This is a genomic window from Lentzea pudingi (assembly GCF_014646255.1).
Classification (GTDB): Bacteria; Actinomycetota; Actinomycetes; order Mycobacteriales; family Pseudonocardiaceae; genus Lentzea; species Lentzea pudingi.
Genome location: NZ_BMNC01000002.1, coordinates 904196 through 919530, shown reverse-complemented (window position 1 = coordinate 919530; position 15335 = coordinate 904196). Strand labels below are relative to the sequence as shown.

Sequence of the window (15335 nt, the reverse complement as noted above, 5' to 3'; positions counted from 1 at the left end):
CACTCTCGGAAGAGTGAAGCGCTGGGTGCTTGTCCTCACCGAACGCGGCTCCGATCGCGAAGGCAAGCGCAGACGGATCGCGGCACTGCTCGTCGTGCTCGGCGGGCTCATCGGATCACTCGGCGTTGGAAGTGTGCTCGCGAGCGACCCGATCGGCTATGGAGTGCCCATTTGGCCGTTCGCCGACACCGCCGATCGCGCGGAGCACGCGTTGCTCTCGTCGGTCGTGCCCGCGGTGCGCTCCGGCTCGCCGCTCGACCACGCGGGCGTCGAGGTGCTGCGCAGGACCTCGGCGTACGGCAGCGTGTTCTGGACGCTGAAGATGCAGGTCGACGGCGAGACCCGCTGTCGAGAGCTCGCCGTCGGCCTGAACGTCACCAGTCGTCGGGTGGACTGCTAACCGGGGAAACCGGAAGCCCGCCAGGCGCCCGGTCCGTGCTGCAACGAGCGCCTGACCCGCCGTGCGGGATTCGCCCATTCGGGGCGCCGCTCAGGCTTTTCCTCGGCGGGCTGAGTCGACGCCAGGCCGGCGATGACCGCCGTCAGCGCAGCCAGCTGGTAGTCGTCCGGCGTGCCCTTGACGACCTTGAGCAGCGGCTTCTCCTCCGGCGCGGTCACAGCGGGATGTTCCCGTGCTTCTTGGGCGGCAGCGTCTCGCGCTTGTCCCGCAGCATCGACAACGCCCGCGCCACGTAACCGCGGGTGTACGCCGGCGGGATCACCGAGTCGACGTACCCGCGCTCAGCGGCCACGTACGGGTTGCACAGCGTGTCCTCGTACTCCTGCTGGAGCTTCGCGCGCAGGGCGTCGACGTCCTCGCCGTTCTGACCGGCGGCGGCGAGCGTCTTGCGGTGCACGATGTTCGCCGCGCCCGACGCGCCCATGACGGCGATCTGCGCGGTCGGCCACGCGAGGTTGATGTCGGCGCCGAGGTGCTTGGAGCCCATGACGTCGTACGCGCCGCCGTACGCCTTGCGCGTGATGACGGTGACCAGCGGGACGGTGGCCTCGGCGTAGGCGTAGATCAGCTTGGCGCCGCGGCGGATGATGCCGTTCCACTCCTGGTCGGTGCCGGGCAGGAAGCCGGGCACGTCGACGAACGTCAGGACCGGGATGTTGAACGCGTCGCAGGTGCGTACGAACCGTGCGGCCTTCTCGGAGGCGTTGATGTCGAGGCAGCCGGCGAACTGCGTGGGCTGGTTCGCGACGACACCGACGCTGTGGCCGTCCACGCGGCCGAAGCCCACGAGGATGTTCGGCGCGAACAACGGCTGCACTTCCAGGAAGTCGCCGTCGTCGAGCACGCGGTTGATGACCTCGTGCATGTCGTACGGCTGGTTCGCCGAGTCCGGGATGAGCGTGTCGAGCTCGCGGTCCTCGTCCGTGATCGAGTCGGAGATCGACCCCTCCGCCAGCGTGCCCTCGAACGTGGGCGAGTCGCTCAGGTTGTTCGACGGCAGGTAGCTCAGGAGCTCCTTGACGTAGGCGATCGCGTCCTCCTCGTCGCTGCCGAGGTAGTGCGCGTTGCCGGACTTGGTGTTGTGCGTGCGACCGCCGCCCAGCTCCTCCATCGTCACGTCCTCGCCGGTGACGGTCTTGATGACGTCGGGGCCGGTGATGAACATGTGCGAGGTCTCGTCGACCATCACCACGAAGTCGGTGAGCGCGGGGGAGTAGACGTGCCCGCCCGCGTTCGAGCCCATGATCAGCGAGATCTGCGGGATCACGCCGGAGGCCTTGACGTTGCGGGAGAAGATCTCGCCGTAGAGGCCGAGCGAGACGACACCCTCCTGGATGCGCGCGCCGCCGCCCTCGTTGATGCCGACGATCGGCCGGCCGGTCTTGATGGCCAGGTCCATGATCTTGACGATCTTCTCGCCGTAGACCTCGCCGAGCGACCCGCCGAAGACCGTGACGTCCTGGGAGAACACGCACACCGGACGGCCGTCGACGGTGCCGTAGCCCGTGACGACGCCGTCGCCGTACGGACGGTTCTTCTCCTGGCCGAAGTTCGTGGAGCGGTGCCGGGCGAGTTCGTCCAGCTCGACGAACGACCCGGGGTCGAGCAGGAGGTCGATGCGCTCGCGGGCTGTCTTCTTGCCCTTCGCGTGCTGCTTCTCGACCGCGCGTGCCGAGCCGGCGTGAACCGCCTCGTCGTTGCGCCGGTAGAGGTCAACGAGCTTGCCCGCGGTGGTGTGGACGTCCGGGGCGCCTGAAGCGCCGGTGGGGACGTGCCCGATCGGCTCGGTCGCACTGCTCATGGGCTGGCAGCCTAACGAGACCATTGCTGAACTGCTCCGTGCAGTTGTCCAGGTCACGGCAACCTGTTGGTCGTGTTCGATCACACGTACTCTCTTCCGTTCCAATAGCCTGGCGCGATGACCACCGCACTCGACGCCGAAGAGCTGCGCTCACGGCTCGTCGCACCCAACGGCCCGTACGCCGCTCTCGACGTCGTGGAGACCACGGCGTCCACCAATGCGGACCTGGCTGCCTCTGGCGCCGCCGACCGCACCGTGCTGATCGCGCTCGAACAGAGCGCGGGGCAGGGCCGACGCGGCCGCAGCTGGTCGTCGCCCGAAGGCGGCCTCTACGTCAGCGTGCTGTTCCGCCCGGCCGGTGTGCCCGCCGCGCGGCTGCCGTGGCTGAACCTGATCGCCGGGCTGGCTTTGGTCCGCGTCGCCCAATCTGCTGGTGTCGAGGCGACGTTGAAGTGGCCGAACGACCTGCTGCTCGGTTCCGGGCCCGGCAAGGGCGCGGGGATCCTGTCCGAGATCACCGCCGACGGCGCGGTCGTGGTCGGCATGGGCCTGAACGTGGCGAAGCTGCCGTCCGACGTCGAGCCCGCGCCGGGTGGCCTCGCGCCGACGTCGCTGGAGGACCTGGGCGCCGCGGAACTGGACCGCGGCGAGCTCGCGTTCCGGCTCCTGGTCGAGCTGGCCGGGCTGGAAGGCGTGTGGCGCAAGAACGAGGGCGACGCCGTCGAGTCCGGCGTGCTGGAGGAGTACGAGGAGCACTCGTCGACCATCGGGCAGCACGTGCGCGTCGAGCTTTCGGGTGGCGCCGAGGTGGTCGGCGTGGCCCAGCGCATCGAAGCCGACGGCACGTTGGTCGTGCGCGGCACCGATGGGGTGGACCACGGCGTGTCCGCTGGTGACGTGGTGCATTTGCGCCCGGCGTAGTTAGGGTTGGCGCATGGCCTACCCCGACGACCTGCTGAGCTCCGGCGAGCACGTCGTGATCCACAAGCACCCCCACTGGAAGATGCTGATCTTCCCGGTGTTCTGGCTGCTGGTGGTGGTCGCGCTCGGCACCTATCTGGCCGGGCTCGTCGGTGACCAGTCGTGGGGTTCGATCGCGTTGACCGCCCTGGCCGTGATCGGCGTGGTGCTGGTCCTGTGGCTGACGGTCGTGCCGTTGCTGCGCTGGCGGACCACGCACTTCATCATCACGTCGGACCGTGTGATGTACCGCGAGGGAGTGTTCAAGCGCACAGGCCTCGACATCCCTTTGGCTCGTGTGAACAGCGTCCGCTTCGAGCACAGTTTCATCGACCGCCTGCTCGGCTGCGGCACCCTGATCATCGAGTCGGCCTCGGACGAGCCGCTCGAGTTCGACGACATCCCGTCCGTGGAGAAGGTGCACACGATGTTGTACCGCGAGGTCAACGACAATCCTGGTGACGACTTCCACCCTGGGGTGCTTGATGGGCGCGCGTGAGGTCGGGCTGCCCGATGTTGTGCCGTCGTCCCGGGAGTTGCCCTCGCGGGTGACGATTTGGGAGGTCGGGGCTCGGGATGGGCTGCAGAACGAGTCCGTTGTGGTGCCTGTTGCGGTGAAGTTGGAGTTTTTGGATCGGTTGGCTTCGGCTGGGTTGTCTGTTTTGGAGGCCACGTCGTTCGTGCATCCCAAGTGGGTGCCGCAGTTGGCTGATGCTGCTGAGTTGTTGGACGGGTTGGTGCAGCGTCCTGGCGTGACCTATCCCGTGTTGGTTCCCAACGAGCGTGGGCTGGATCGGGCTCTGGAAGCTGGGGTTCAGCACATCGCGATTTTTGCGTCTGCCACTGAGACGTTTGCTTCGCGCAACTTGAACCGGACGTTGGAATCTCAGTTCGAGATGTTCGAGCCGACTGTTGCTCGGGCGTTGGCTGCTGGGATGGATGTTCGCGGGTACGTGTCGATGTGCTTTGGCGACCCTTGGGAGGGGGCTGTTTCCCGAGCCCAAGTTGTGGGGGTTGGGGAGCGGCTGTTGGAGATGGGGTGTTCGCAGCTGTCGCTGGGGGACACCATCGGGGTCGCTACTCCTGGGCAGGTTGAGGCGTTGCTTGGTGGGTTTGGGGATGTTTCCCGGTTGGCTGTGCACTTTCATGACACCTATGGGCAGGCGTTGTCCAATACGTTGGCCGCGTTGCGTTGTGGGGTTACGACTGTGGATTCGTCGGCTGGTGGGTTGGGTGGGTGTCCGTATGCCGAGTCGGCTACTGGGAACCTTGCCACCGAGGATTTGGTGTGGATGTTGGACGGGCTTGGGGTTGAGACCGGGGTTGATCTCGACAAGTTGGTCGAGACCTCGGTGTGGATGGCTGAGCGGTTGGGGCGGCCCAGTCCTTCTCGGGTGGTTCGGGCGTTGGGGAAGTGAGCTTGGCTGAAGAACCTGGGGCTCCGCCCCAGACCCCGCCAATCTGATCCAAAGCCGGGGTCCACGCCCCACGCGGGTAGATGGCACGCCTGTTGCTTTCGGCGGCTGCCGGTTGCTTAGGTTGGTTGCGTCGGTGGGGTGGCTTCGTCACGAGTCGAGCCAAGAGCGGGCCACATGCCTGAAGGGGTGTCAACTCGATGAAAAGCGTGTCGAGTTGACACCCCTTCAGGCATGCAGCAAGAGCTATGGCACGACTCGTGACGAAGCCACCCCACCCAGTGTGTTTGGTAAAGACGGCTCGCCTGCGGCATCGCGAGACTAAGGACGGCTCGCCTGCGGCATCGCGTGGTCAGGCGTTGCGGGACGTGAACATCCCCGTCGCTACGAACCTGTAGACGAGCTCGTCGCCTCGGCTTGCTGTGCCCTCGAACTCCACCAGGCCCAGCTCTGGGCGCTTCTTTGAGAGGCGGGCGGTGAGCACCTTTGCCTCGAAGGTGAGGGTGTCGCCTGGGTAGACGGGCGCTAGCCACGAGAGTTCCCGGCCTCCCGGGGAGCCTTGCGAGGTGGAGTCTGCGAGTACCTCGTCCACCCAGCGGCGCATCCAGAGTGAGGCGGTGTACCAACCCGAGGCGGACAAACCGCCGAAAATCGAGTTCTTGCCCGCTTGCTCGTCCAGGTGGAACGGTTGCGGGTCGAACTTCTTCGCGAAGTCCAGCATGTCGTCCCTGTCGACGGTGAGCTCGCCGAGCGGGATGATGCGGCCTGCGGGCAGATCCTCGAAGGCGATCATCCGTTGATCCTAGTAACTGAATCCGCTGGGAACCGATCTACGGGCGACGGCGTCCTAGAGCCCGAGCCCAGGGCTATGCGTGTGAGGGGGACTCGGTGGACGACCACCGTGCGCAGGTCGAGGAGATGCTCGCCGACTACCGGCGCAGCCGTGAGCAGCTTGCTGCTGTTCAGCGTGAGCTTGCTGCTGTGTCCGGGCAGGCCGCTAGTCCTGACGGGACGGTCTCGGCGACCGTGGGGGCCGGGGGTGCGCTGGTGGGGCTCGAGCTTTCCGAGTTGGCCTATCGCAGGCATCGGCCCGAGCAGCTGGCCGAGTTGATCGTGCGGACCGTGGCGGCGGCTGCTGCTGGGGCTGCCGAGGACACCTATCAGACGTTGAGTGCTGTTTTGCCCGTTGCGACGGATCCTGCGTCGTTGGTCGCTGGGACTGCTGATCTGCGGCCTGACGAGTATGCGGTCGGTGACGGCACCGAGACCGTGGATCTGGGGCGGCAGGTTGGTCGTCGGCGTGTGGATGACGACGAGGACAACGAGCAGCGGGAGAGTTGGCTCGACTCCGAGCTGATCGACAGGAGGGTTCGATGAGCGGGTACTCGGCCGACCTCGAGCGGCTCGATGCCGGGGCGCGTGAGCTCAAGGGGTTTGCGGGGCAGGCCGGCGAGATCGCGGGGTCGCTCGATCGGGCGCTCGCCTCGTTCGGTGCCTGTTGGGGGGACGACGCTGTCGGGCGGAGTTTTGCCGCTTCGCACGAGAAGCCTTCTGGGGACGCCACCGGTGCTGTGCTGGGGCTTGCTTCGACGTTGGGGGACGTGAGCGACAAGCTCGCCGCCACGGCTTCTACGTACCGGCACGTCGAGGAGAGCAACTCGTCCGCGATGCGAAGGTTGGACGGCTGACATGGGCATCGAGCTTCCCGCCGAACTCACCGCCATCGCGGCCAAGGCCGGTGTCTCGTGGCCCAAGGCCGACGAGGACGCCATGCGGTCCAGCGCCACCGCGTGGCGCGAGGCGGGCGACAAGATCAAGAGCTTGGGCACCACGTCCGATGGTGCTGCCCACCGTGCGCTGGACGGCATGTCCGGTGGGACCGGTGACGCCGCGCGCGGGCGTTGGGCCAAGGTCGTGGCGCCGGACGGCGACTTCCACCGTGCTGCCCGCGGGTGCCATGCCGCTGCCGACCGGCTCGACCACGCCGCCAAGCAGGTGGGTGCCGCGAAGGTCGAGATCGTGCGCGAGTTGGTGGCGCTGGCCAAGAACAACGATGCCGCCGCGGCCTCGGCCAACGCCGGCAACCCCGCCGCGTTGCTCGGGCTCGACACGCTCACCAAGGGGGCCGCGGCCAACGTCGCGAACCTGCAGAGCACGCTGACCTCGGCCATTCGGTTGGACAGCGGCATCGACATGAGCCAGGGCACGAATCCCGTCAACACCGCTCCCGGCGCCCACGGGCCCGGCACCGGCAGCGGCGGGTTGCTGTCGCCCGTCACGGACATCGTCGGTGGCGTGGTGGCGCCGGTGGCGGGCGTGGTCGCCCCCGTCGTCGAGCCCGTGGCTGCGGTGGTCGCTCCCGTGACTGAAACCGTGGCGCCCGTTGTCGGTGCTGTGACGGCTCCGGTCGCGCCTGTCGTTGGTGCTGTGACCGCACCCGTTGCGCCTGTTGTCGGTGCGGTGGCTGACGTTGCCGCACCTGTTCTCGACGCCGCTGCGCCCGTCACCGCGCCGGCTGCCGCTGTCGTGCAGCCGGTGGTCGACGCGGTGCCCGGTGGCCGTGACACCGTCGGGCCCGTGGTCGACGGGCGGGGCGATGGCGACGGTCCGGGGCATGGTCGTGGTGACGGACGTGGTGAAGGTTCTGGGCGTGGTGAAGGCAATGGGCCGGGGCCGGTGCCTGGTCTCGTGGCCAACCCGGTTCAGGCCGTCGTGCAGCCGGTGGCCGACGTCATCCCGAGCGTCGCGGGCAACCTCGGCCCCATCGCCGAAGGTACGACGCAGACGTCCGGCGCCGCTGTGCTCGACCAGCCGCTGATCCGTGGCGGTGAAGTTCCCGGTCAGGGGTCCTCCGCGCCTCAGGCCCCCGCTGCTCCTGCCGCCCAGCCCGCTCCGGCGGCGCCGGCGATGGGCAGTCCGGTGGCTGCTGCTGCTCCGGCGGCCGGACCTGTCGGTGGTGCTGCTCCGGCGGCTGCCTCCCAGGTCGGTGGCGTCGTGGGACACCAGCAGCAGCAGAGCGGTGCGCAGGCTCCCGGACAGCAGGGGCAGGCCGCGCAGCAGGCAGCCAAGGCGGTGGACGCCAAGGCCGCTGAGGTGCGGGCCGGTGAGGTCAAGGCAGGCGAGGTCAAGTCCGGCGACGCCAAGCCGGGTGCGCAGGCCGCCGCGGCCAAGGCCGGTGCTCCTGGTGCCGTGCCGGTCGCTGGCCAGCCGACCCAGTTCGGTGGTCAGGCCGGTGTTCAGCCGAACCAGGTGCAGGGGCCGGGGCAGGCCTCGTCCGGCACGCAGACCGCCGCGCACGGCCAGAGTCCGCAGGCCCAGGTGACGGCGAAGGACGCGCTGGCCAAGGAACAGGCGGCCAAGGACGCGCAGGCGCAGGCCTGGGAGTTCGGCGAGCCCGAGCCCGACGCGGCTGGTGCGCAGAAGGTCGGCGACACGATCGCTACGCCGGCCGCGCCCGGTGCCGACGTCGATCTCGGCGACACCGCCACGTCGAGCCCGCCGGCCACCGGCGGTCAGCCGGTGTCGCACGCGCTCAGCGACCGCCTCGAGAGCCGGGAGGACCAGGTTCTCGCCGGCGAGATCATCGGCCACACCTACACGGCGGCCGCGGCGGGCAGTTGGTTCATGGCCATCTTCCTGAGCGCGGGCAAGGCGCCGCGGCTCGCCCCGAAGCCCGCCCGTCAGCTTCCGCCGCCTCCGCGGGAGGAGGAGCAGGCCGTTGCCCGGTTCGGTCCGGACGACCACCCGCAGCGGGTCGACACGGCGTCCACGCAGCCGTCCCCGCGGCACGACGGCCTCGGCAAGGATCACCCGATCGTGCAAGGGCTGCTCGAAGGCCACGACCCGCTCGCGGGCATGCACGAACGCGACTGGGAGAGCCTGTTCCAGCACGAGGACGGCACCCCGCGCTGGCCGGTCGAACGCGAGGGCGGTTACGAGGACAGCCAGCCCGAGATCGTGGAGGCGGGCACCGAGCTCGACCGGTTCGGCACCCCGGAAGGCCGTGTCCTGAGCGCCGCGGGCACGCCGTTCGCCCAGCGCTCGCTGCCTCCCCAGGCCGCGGACGAGGGCTACCGGCGGTACCGCGTCGAGAAGGACCTGCCCGTGCACCGCACGATCAGCGCGCCCTGGTTCGGCCAGCCCGGTGGCGGCAGCCGGTACCGCGCCACCTACCCCGTCGCGGACCTCGTCGCGCTCGGCTACCTCACGGAGATCACCGCATGAACGTCGAACAGCTGCCCGAGTGGCTGACCAGGATCGGCGTGGCCGACGACGTCGTCAGCCTCGGTGAGGAGGCCGAGGGGCGCTGGTGCCTGCTCAGCGACGAGACCGGGCACGAGGTGTTCTGGCAGGAGCAGGGCAACCGCTACGACTGGGCCCGGTTCGACGACGAGAGCGTGGCGTGCCACTACCTCTTCGGCCGGCTGGCCTGGGCCCAGGTCGCGCGCGGAAGTCTTACCGTGCCAACAGCTTGAGCGCGGCCTCGTGCAGGTGGCCGTTCGACGTCAGCACGCTGCCGCCGTCGTAGCGCTCCTCGCCGTCGAGCGAGGTGAAACGGCCACCCGCCTCGGTCACCAGCACCTGGAACGGGGCGATGTCCCACGGGTTCGCCACGCACTCGGGCGCCAGGTCGATGGCGCCCTCGGCGACCAGGCAGTGCTGGTAGAAGTCGCCGAACGCCCGGCTTTCCCAGGTCGCGTCCACCAAGCGCAGGTACGCCTCGCGAGAGTGGTACTTGACCCACGACTTGATGTCCGTCGTCGAGACGTAGGCGTCCTCCAGGGAACGCACGCCGGACACGGAGATCGCGCGCTCACCGGAGGCGTCCGACGCGAACGCGCCACCACCGGCGGCCGCCCACCAGCGGCGGCTCAGCGCGGGCGAGGACACGACGCCGACGACCGGCACGCCGTCCTCGACCAGGGCGATCAGCGTCGCCCAGACGGGTACGCCGCGCAGGAAGTTCTTCGTGCCGTCGATCGGGTCGAGCACCCAGACGCGGGCCGCGTCGAGCGTGCCACCGCGTTCTTCGCCCATGACGACGTCGTCCGGGCGTTCGGCGGCCAGCACGGCGCGGACCGCGTCCTCGACCGCGATGTCGGCATCGGTGACGGGCGTGCGGTCCGGCTTGCGCTCGACGGCGAGGTCGTGGGCGCGGAAACGGGTCGCGGTGATCGCGTCGGCGGCGTCGGCGAGGCGGAGGGCGAGTTCGAGATCAGCATCGTGGCGTGACACGCGGCGATCGTTCCACGAATACGCTGGGGCCCGTGAGCGTGGTGTTGCTGGCCGAGGACGACCCGGCCATCGCCGAACCGCTCTCCCGCGCGTTGACGCGGGAGGGTTATTCGGTGCAGGTCGTCGGTGACGGGCCCAGTGCCTTCGAAGCCGCCATCACCGGGGGCATCGACCTCCTGGTGCTGGACCTCGGCCTGCCGGGCATGGACGGGCTGGAGGTGTGCCGGCGGCTGCGCCAGAGCGGCAGGGGCGTGCCCGTGCTGATGCTCACCGCGCGCGCCGACGAGGTCGACTTCGTCGTCGGGCTCGACGCGGGAGCGGACGACTACGTCGCGAAGCCGTTCCGCCTGGCCGAGCTGATGGCCCGCATCCGGGCCCTGCTGCGCCGCCGCGCGCCGGGGACGCTGGAGGTCAACGGTGTGCGCGTCGACCTGGCCGCCCGCCGCGTGACGGTCGACGGCGGCGAGATCCAGCTCGCGAACAAGGAGTTCGAGCTGCTCAAGGTGCTGATCCAGCGCGCGGGTCAGGTCGTGAGCCGCGACGAGATCCTGTCCGAGGTCTGGAACGACCCGGACCTGAAGGGCAGCAAGACGCTCGACATGCACATGTCGTGGCTGCGCCGGAAGCTCAGCGACGGCACCCCGAACTCCGCCGAGAAGCGCATCGCGACCGTGCGCGGCCGCGGGTTCCGCTTCAACGCCGACTAGTGCGCCGCCGGATCCTGCGGGCGATCCTGCTCGCCGTCGCCGTCACGGGCATCGTGCTCGGCCTCCCGCTCGGCTACACCGCGCTGCAGCTCGTCGAGGACACCGCCCGGGGCAGCCTCACCGCCCAGGCCCAGCAGATCGCGACGACGATCGACGACCAGCTCGCCAAGCAGCAGCCCGTCGACATCGAGAAGGTCAGGGTCGCCATCCCGGCCGACGGCCGCCTGACGGTGGTGTCGGAGGGGGCGACCAAGGTCACGGGACCCGACCCCGGCGAGAACCCGGTGACCGTCGAACTGCTGATCGCCCAGGACGGCACGGTCCGGCTGGAGATCCCGTCCGGACCGATGCACACCCAGCAGGCCCAGGTCGCGGGCCTCGTGCTGCTCCTGCTGGCGATCTCCGTCGGCACCGGCACGATCGTCGCCCTGGTCACGGCGCAAACGCTTGCCCGGCCGCTGGTCCACGTGGCCGCCCGTGCGTCCCGCCTCGGCGCGGGCGACTTCCGCGCGGACGAGAAGCGCTACAACATCCAGGAGCTCGACGCGGTCTCCGAGGCCCTCGACACCTCCGCCACGGCCCTCGCCCGCCTGGTCCAGCGTGAACGCGAACTCGTCGGCGACGTCTCCCACCAGCTCCGCAGCCGCCTCACAGCCCTCCAACTGCGGCTGGAGGCACTGGCGGAGCACCCGGAGCCCGACACGGCAGCCGAGGCCCGCGCGGCCCTGGAGCAGGCCGAACGCCTGGCCGCCGTGCTGGACGAACTGCTCGCCGCCGCCCGCGCGGCCCGAGCCGTGGACGCGGAACCGCTGGAACTGCGGCCCGCGCTCACGGTGATCGCCGACGAGTGGCGTGAGCAGGTCAGGAGCCAGGGCAGGGCGTTGCGCGTCCGTGTTCCGGAGGGCCTGCTGGCCCGCGCCACCCCGGCTCGCCTGCGCGAGGCCATCGGGGTGTTGCTGGACAACGCCCTGCGCCACGGCGAGGGATCCGTCGTGGTCTCCGCACGCAGCGAGGAGGGCACTGTCGTCGTCGAGGTCAGCGACGGCGGTGCGGGCGTGCCGGACGAGCTGGCGGCGCACATCTTCGAACGAGGTGTGTCGGGTGGCGGCTCGACCGGTGTGGGGCTGGCGCTCGCTCGGGCGCTGATCGACGCGGACGGCGGCCGGCTGGAGCTGTCCACGGCACGGCCGGCGACGTTCGCCGTCTTCCTGCCGAAGCCGAAGGCGCAGGACGTGGTGGGCATCCCCTGGAAGGCGCCGACCACACCGCGCTAGTTCACACGGGCTAGGAGTGGCCGAGTTCCTTCTCGTCCTCGATCGAGCGGCCCTTGCGGGCGTTCTCCTCGGGGAAGACCCACTTCTTGTAGCCGTACCAGCGGAAGGTCATCGCGATGAGCGTGCCGACGATCTGCGCGCTCAGGAAGTCCGAGATCTCCTCGGTGAGCCGCGACACGTGCGGCTCCTGCAGGTGGAACGCGTAGCGCGCGATGTAGAGCGGCGCCGAGTTCAGCACGATGCCGATGCCGTTGACCATGAAGAAGAGCAGCGCCTCGTGGTGACGCTCGTGGCCACCGCGCGTGCGGAACGACCACTCCCGGTTCAGCAGGTACGACACGATCGTCGCGACCAGCGTGGCGATGATCTTCGCCGTCACCGGGTTGTTCGGCAGGACCACGGTCTTGATCCCGAAGAACAAGACCGTGTCGATCACGAAGCAGGTGCCCCCGACCAGGGCGAACTTGACCAGTTCACGATGCTTCAGCGCGATCGACCGGATCGGCTCCGGAAACCGTGAGACCACTGTTTCGGCTAGAGACACGAGACGAGTCTACGGAGATCGGGTGAACGTGCCGGTCTGGCCGAGCGCCCGCGTCGGGGAAGACCCAGCGCCGCATCGCCCAGAACTTGAAGCCGGTGGCGAGCAGCATGCCGATGATCGAGCCCGAGACGAAGTCCGCGACCTCCTCGGTCAGCACGGAGACGAACGGGGCCTGCAGGCCGAACAGGTGCCGCGACAGCCACAGCGGCAGGATGTTGATGCCCACGCCCAGGCCGCTGACCAGGAAGAACAGTGCGGCCTCGTGGTGGCGTTCGCGGCCGCCGCGGGTGTGGAACGACCACTCGCGGGACAGCACGTACGAGGCGATGATCGCCACCAGCACGCCGATGACCTTCGCCGTGACGACCTTGTCGGTCAGCACGGTGAGCTTCAACGCGTACCAGACGCCGTTGTCGATGAGGAACGTCGTGCCGCCGACCAGGGCGAACCTGATCACCTCGCGGTGCTTGTGCAGCAGGAACTGGACTGGTTCCGGCATCCGGCTCATGGCACGGCGAACGACTGGCAGCACCTCGCCAGCTTACGGATCTGGATCACGGTCCCGTCTCCGGGTGTTGCGAAACGCGACACAGAGGTGCATGACCTGCACGTTCGGTGACGACCAAAGATCAACTTTTGATCAACTTCGCGGCGGTGCGCAGTCCGGCCACCCGAGGATCGGTCCCAGCAGGCCCGGAATGAGTCCCGGCGGCGGTTCGCACGGCTCCTCCGGCCCCGGCGGCGTGGTCGACGGGGGAACTGACGGCGTCGACGGCGGCGGGGTCTGCGACGGAGGGTTCTCCGGCGTCGAGGGCTCGGTCGGCCTGGTCGGCTCCGTCGGTCCGGCCGGCTCGGTGGGACCGGTCGGCTTCGTCGGGTCGGTCGGCCGTGTGGGCTGTGTGGGGTCCGTCGGCTTCGTGGGCTGAGTGGGCTGGGTGGTCGTGGTCGGCGCCGTCGTGGTGGTCGTCGGCGGGTTCGGCGGTTCCTCGCCAGGCGGGTGCTCCGGCCAGCCCTTCACCGGCACGGTCACGGACTTCGTCGCGTTGCCGAGCACGGCCGCCACGGTGACGTCCCCGCCGTGGCGCCCGAACGCCCAGAACGACATCCGGAACTTGCCGCCCTTGTCGAGGTCGGCGACGCAGCGGATCGTCCTCGCGTCGACCTGCCGGCACTGGCGGTCCAGCTTGACGATCACCAGTTTCTCGGCCGTGATGTCGAGCTTCAGCGTGCCCGCGCGCGGGCCCTTGTTGCGCACCTCGACGTCCGCACGCGTCCCTTGCCACCACTTCCCGTACGTCTTCACGGCGAGGTCGATGTCGTCGTTCACCGGAGGCACGTTGACCTCGACGCTGATGTCGACCGAGACCGACGTGCCCGCGCTGATGACGCCGGTGATCGTGCCGGGCACGGCCGTGTCGGTCGCGCGCAAAAGGAAGTGGAACGTCGCCTGCCCGCCCGGCGCGATGCCCTGCGGCGTCGCGCAGACGATCGTGCCGGTGCCGGCGGGGCAGTTCACGGTCTGGTCGGCCGAGCCGTCCGGCTGCAGCAGCCGAGCGCCGCGCAGGCCCGCCGGGCCGCCGGTCGACACGACGCCCGGCGGCAGGTTCAGCACCATGCTCGCGGGAGGTGCCGCGGTGCCGCCGGTGTTGCGGACGGTGATCGGGAAGTCCTTGGGTTCCTCGCCCGGTGTCAGCGAGTACCCGCTGGGGGTGGTCGGCGTGAGCGACGGCGGTGCGGGCGCGGGCGGTTCCGGAGCGGGCGGCTCGGACGGTGCGGGGGGCGCCGGCGGTGCGGGCGGGGTCACCGAGGGCGGCGGCTCCGTCGTGGTCGTCGTCGTGGGCGGCGGTTGCGTGCTGGGGGTCGGAGCGGGCGGAACCGGCGGCACGGGCCGTGGCGGCTGGACCTGCGTCTGCGCCGGCGGAGGATCGACGGCCTGGACGACCGGCGCCTGCTGCTCGCCGCTCGCCGCGGCCAGCGCGATCACCACGGCCGCGGCCACGGCGGCAGCGGAACCACCGACCGTGACGAGCTGGCGGGGGATGGCGGCACCGACGGCACCCGCGCCACCCGCGGCCGCGCCGGCACCGACGACGGCGGTCGTCGTCCCGGCGGCCACCAGGTACGTCGTGGCACCGAGGCCCAGCACCAGCGGCGCGACGAAGATCCGCAGCGCGCCGTTGACGTCCGCGAGTTCCGCGGCCAGCGCCCGGCACCGGCCGCACTCGTCGAGGTGCGCCTCGACCTGGGTCGCCTCGCGCTTGGACAGGCCCGCGCGGGTCCAGGCGCCGAGCCGGTCGACGGTCGCCTTGCAGCGCTCGGCCTCCGTGTCGGCCAGGTGCATCTGCAGGTACTGCTGCTTGAGGCCCTCCCGGGCGCGGTAGGCGAGCGCGGACACGCCGTTGGCCGTCAGCCCGAGCAGCGGGGCGACCTCGGCGGGCGACTGGCCCTCGATCTCGGTGTGCCAGAGCACCATCTGCCAGCGCTCGGGCAGGGCGGCGAACGCGCGGGCGGCGAGCGAGCGCTCCAGCCCGGCCACGGCGGTGTCGCTGAACTGCACGGCCGGTGCGACGTCGGTCATGTCCTCGGTGAGGTCGACCTTCTTGTCGCGGCGGGTCTTGTCGTACGCGGTGTGGCGCAGCGCCGTCAGCAGGTACGCGCGGAACGCGGCATCGGGGCCGCGGCCGGCACGGAGCGTGTCCAGCACCTTCGCGAACGCCTCGGAGACGAGGTCGTCGGCTTCCGCCTGGGAGCGCGCCAACTGGCGGGCGAGGTTGTAGGCCGCCGAGACGTGGCGTTCGTACAACTGGCCGTAGGCGTCGATGGTCCCGCCGCGCACGGACTCGATGAGTTCCGCGTCGCTCGGTCCCTGGACGTCTGCAGGAACGATCGCCACAGTCTTTGTTCCCCTCCCACGCGGCGCTCAGTGTGACTTACGGCGC

General features: G+C 69.8%; 17 protein-coding genes. 10 read left to right on the top strand and 7 right to left on the bottom strand.

Annotated features, from left to right (window positions below):
* Positions 1-13 precede the first annotated feature (13 nt).
* Positions 14-400: a hypothetical protein gene (locus IEY88_RS10165; RefSeq protein ID WP_189154346.1), complete on the top strand. Its 387-nt coding sequence runs from the start codon at positions 14-16 to the stop codon at positions 398-400.
* On the opposite strand, the gene IEY88_RS10160 is transcribed toward IEY88_RS10165, so the two are convergent.
* Both IEY88_RS10160 and IEY88_RS10155 read right to left on the bottom strand, forming a co-directional pair.
* The gene (locus IEY88_RS10160; protein WP_189154345.1) at positions 397-618 is read right to left on the bottom strand and encodes an acyl-CoA carboxylase subunit epsilon; all 222 of its coding nucleotides are present in this window, start codon (positions 616-618) and stop codon (positions 397-399) included. The two genes, IEY88_RS10165 and IEY88_RS10160, sit on opposite strands and share 4 nt — an antisense overlap.
* Entirely contained in the window at positions 615-2261 is a 1647-nt protein-coding gene (locus IEY88_RS10155; protein WP_189154344.1) for an acyl-CoA carboxylase subunit beta, read from the bottom strand. Before IEY88_RS10155 ends, IEY88_RS10160 begins: the two co-directional genes overlap by 4 nt.
* 117 nt (positions 2262-2378) lie before the next feature.
* On the opposite strand from IEY88_RS10155, the gene IEY88_RS10150 reads away from it, so the two are divergent.
* Genes IEY88_RS10150 through IEY88_RS10140 form a run of 3 tightly spaced genes read left to right on the top strand, consistent with a single transcriptional unit; the run spans position 2379 to position 4639 of the window.
* A complete protein-coding gene (locus tag IEY88_RS10150; protein ID WP_189154343.1) occupies positions 2379-3182 on the top strand; it encodes a biotin--[acetyl-CoA-carboxylase] ligase in 804 nt (267 codons plus the stop codon).
* Between the two features lie 13 nt (positions 3183-3195).
* Positions 3196-3720: a PH domain-containing protein gene (locus IEY88_RS10145; protein WP_189154342.1), complete on the top strand. Its 525-nt coding sequence runs from the start codon at positions 3196-3198 to the stop codon at positions 3718-3720.
* Complete coding sequence (locus IEY88_RS10140; protein ID WP_189154341.1) at positions 3707-4639, top strand: hydroxymethylglutaryl-CoA lyase; 933 nt, start codon at positions 3707-3709, stop codon at positions 4637-4639. The genes IEY88_RS10145 and IEY88_RS10140 overlap by 14 nt, the downstream gene beginning before the upstream one ends.
* A gap of 349 nt (positions 4640-4988) precedes the next feature.
* On the opposite strand, the gene IEY88_RS10135 is transcribed toward IEY88_RS10140, so the two are convergent.
* Positions 4989-5429 (bottom strand): MaoC family dehydratase, encoded by a 441-nt coding sequence (locus tag IEY88_RS10135; RefSeq protein ID WP_189154340.1) that lies wholly within the window; start codon positions 5427-5429, stop codon positions 4989-4991.
* A 95-nt stretch (positions 5430-5524) separates the two neighbouring features.
* Between IEY88_RS10135 and IEY88_RS10130 the strand changes: the two genes are divergently transcribed.
* From IEY88_RS10130 to IEY88_RS10115, 4 genes are read left to right on the top strand one after another with little or no spacing between them, the layout of a single operon-like run.
* Entirely contained in the window at positions 5525-6013 is a 489-nt protein-coding gene (locus tag IEY88_RS10130) for a YbaB/EbfC family nucleoid-associated protein (protein WP_229693225.1), read from the top strand.
* A complete protein-coding gene (locus tag IEY88_RS10125) occupies positions 6010-6324 on the top strand; it encodes a hypothetical protein (protein ID WP_189154339.1) in 315 nt (104 codons plus the stop codon). The genes IEY88_RS10130 and IEY88_RS10125 overlap by 4 nt, the downstream gene beginning before the upstream one ends.
* A gap of 1 nt (position 6325) precedes the next feature.
* Positions 6326-8860, top strand: coding sequence for a TNT domain-containing protein (locus IEY88_RS10120; RefSeq protein ID WP_189154338.1), 2535 nt, complete (start codon positions 6326-6328; stop codon positions 8858-8860).
* The gene (locus tag IEY88_RS10115) at positions 8857-9111 is read left to right on the top strand and encodes a hypothetical protein (RefSeq protein WP_189154337.1); all 255 of its coding nucleotides are present in this window, start codon (positions 8857-8859) and stop codon (positions 9109-9111) included. Before IEY88_RS10120 ends, IEY88_RS10115 begins: the two co-directional genes overlap by 4 nt.
* Here IEY88_RS10115 and hisN read toward each other — a convergent pair.
* Positions 9092-9871, bottom strand: coding sequence for a histidinol-phosphatase (gene hisN / locus IEY88_RS10110; RefSeq protein WP_189154336.1), 780 nt, complete (start codon positions 9869-9871; stop codon positions 9092-9094). The genes IEY88_RS10115 and hisN overlap by 20 nt on opposite strands.
* Before the next feature lie 32 nt (positions 9872-9903).
* On the opposite strand from hisN, the gene IEY88_RS10105 reads away from it, so the two are divergent.
* Complete coding sequence (locus IEY88_RS10105) at positions 9904-10578, top strand: response regulator transcription factor (RefSeq protein ID WP_189154335.1); 675 nt, start codon at positions 9904-9906, stop codon at positions 10576-10578.
* Positions 10578-11852, top strand: a complete 1275-nt coding sequence (locus IEY88_RS10100) for an ATP-binding protein (protein WP_189154334.1) — start codon at positions 10578-10580, stop codon at positions 11850-11852. The genes IEY88_RS10105 and IEY88_RS10100 overlap by 1 nt, the downstream gene beginning before the upstream one ends.
* A 10-nt stretch (positions 11853-11862) precedes the next feature.
* Here IEY88_RS10100 and IEY88_RS10095 read toward each other — a convergent pair whose 3' ends face one another.
* The 3 genes from IEY88_RS10095 to IEY88_RS45050 form a co-directional block, all read right to left on the bottom strand.
* Positions 11863-12396 (bottom strand): GtrA family protein, encoded by a 534-nt coding sequence (locus IEY88_RS10095; RefSeq protein ID WP_189154333.1) that lies wholly within the window; start codon positions 12394-12396, stop codon positions 11863-11865.
* Positions 12326-12925, bottom strand: coding sequence for a GtrA family protein (locus IEY88_RS10090; protein ID WP_373294063.1), 600 nt, complete (start codon positions 12923-12925; stop codon positions 12326-12328). Before IEY88_RS10090 ends, IEY88_RS10095 begins: the two co-directional genes overlap by 71 nt.
* A gap of 111 nt (positions 12926-13036) precedes the next feature.
* Complete coding sequence (locus IEY88_RS45050; protein WP_268241222.1) at positions 13037-15289, bottom strand: sigma-70 family RNA polymerase sigma factor; 2253 nt, start codon at positions 15287-15289, stop codon at positions 13037-13039.
* Positions 15290-15335 lie beyond the last annotated feature (46 nt).

Coding starts and splice junctions, on each gene's coding strand:
- IEY88_RS10135 (WP_189154340.1), bottom strand. CDS start 5,429: ATGATCGCCTTCGAGGATCTGCCCGCAGGCCGCATCATCCCGCTCGGC.
- IEY88_RS10115 (WP_189154337.1), top strand. CDS start 8,857: ATGAACGTCGAACAGCTGCCCGAGTGGCTGACCAGGATCGGCGTGGCC.
- IEY88_RS10155 (WP_189154344.1), bottom strand. CDS start 2,261: ATGAGCAGTGCGACCGAGCCGATCGGGCACGTCCCCACCGGCGCTTCA.
- IEY88_RS10145 (WP_189154342.1), top strand. CDS start 3,196: ATGGCCTACCCCGACGACCTGCTGAGCTCCGGCGAGCACGTCGTGATC.
- IEY88_RS10120 (WP_189154338.1), top strand. CDS start 6,326: ATGGGCATCGAGCTTCCCGCCGAACTCACCGCCATCGCGGCCAAGGCC.
- IEY88_RS10140 (WP_189154341.1), top strand. CDS start 3,707: ATGGGCGCGCGTGAGGTCGGGCTGCCCGATGTTGTGCCGTCGTCCCGG.
- IEY88_RS10150 (WP_189154343.1), top strand. CDS start 2,379: ATGACCACCGCACTCGACGCCGAAGAGCTGCGCTCACGGCTCGTCGCA.
- IEY88_RS10125 (WP_189154339.1), top strand. CDS start 6,010: ATGAGCGGGTACTCGGCCGACCTCGAGCGGCTCGATGCCGGGGCGCGT.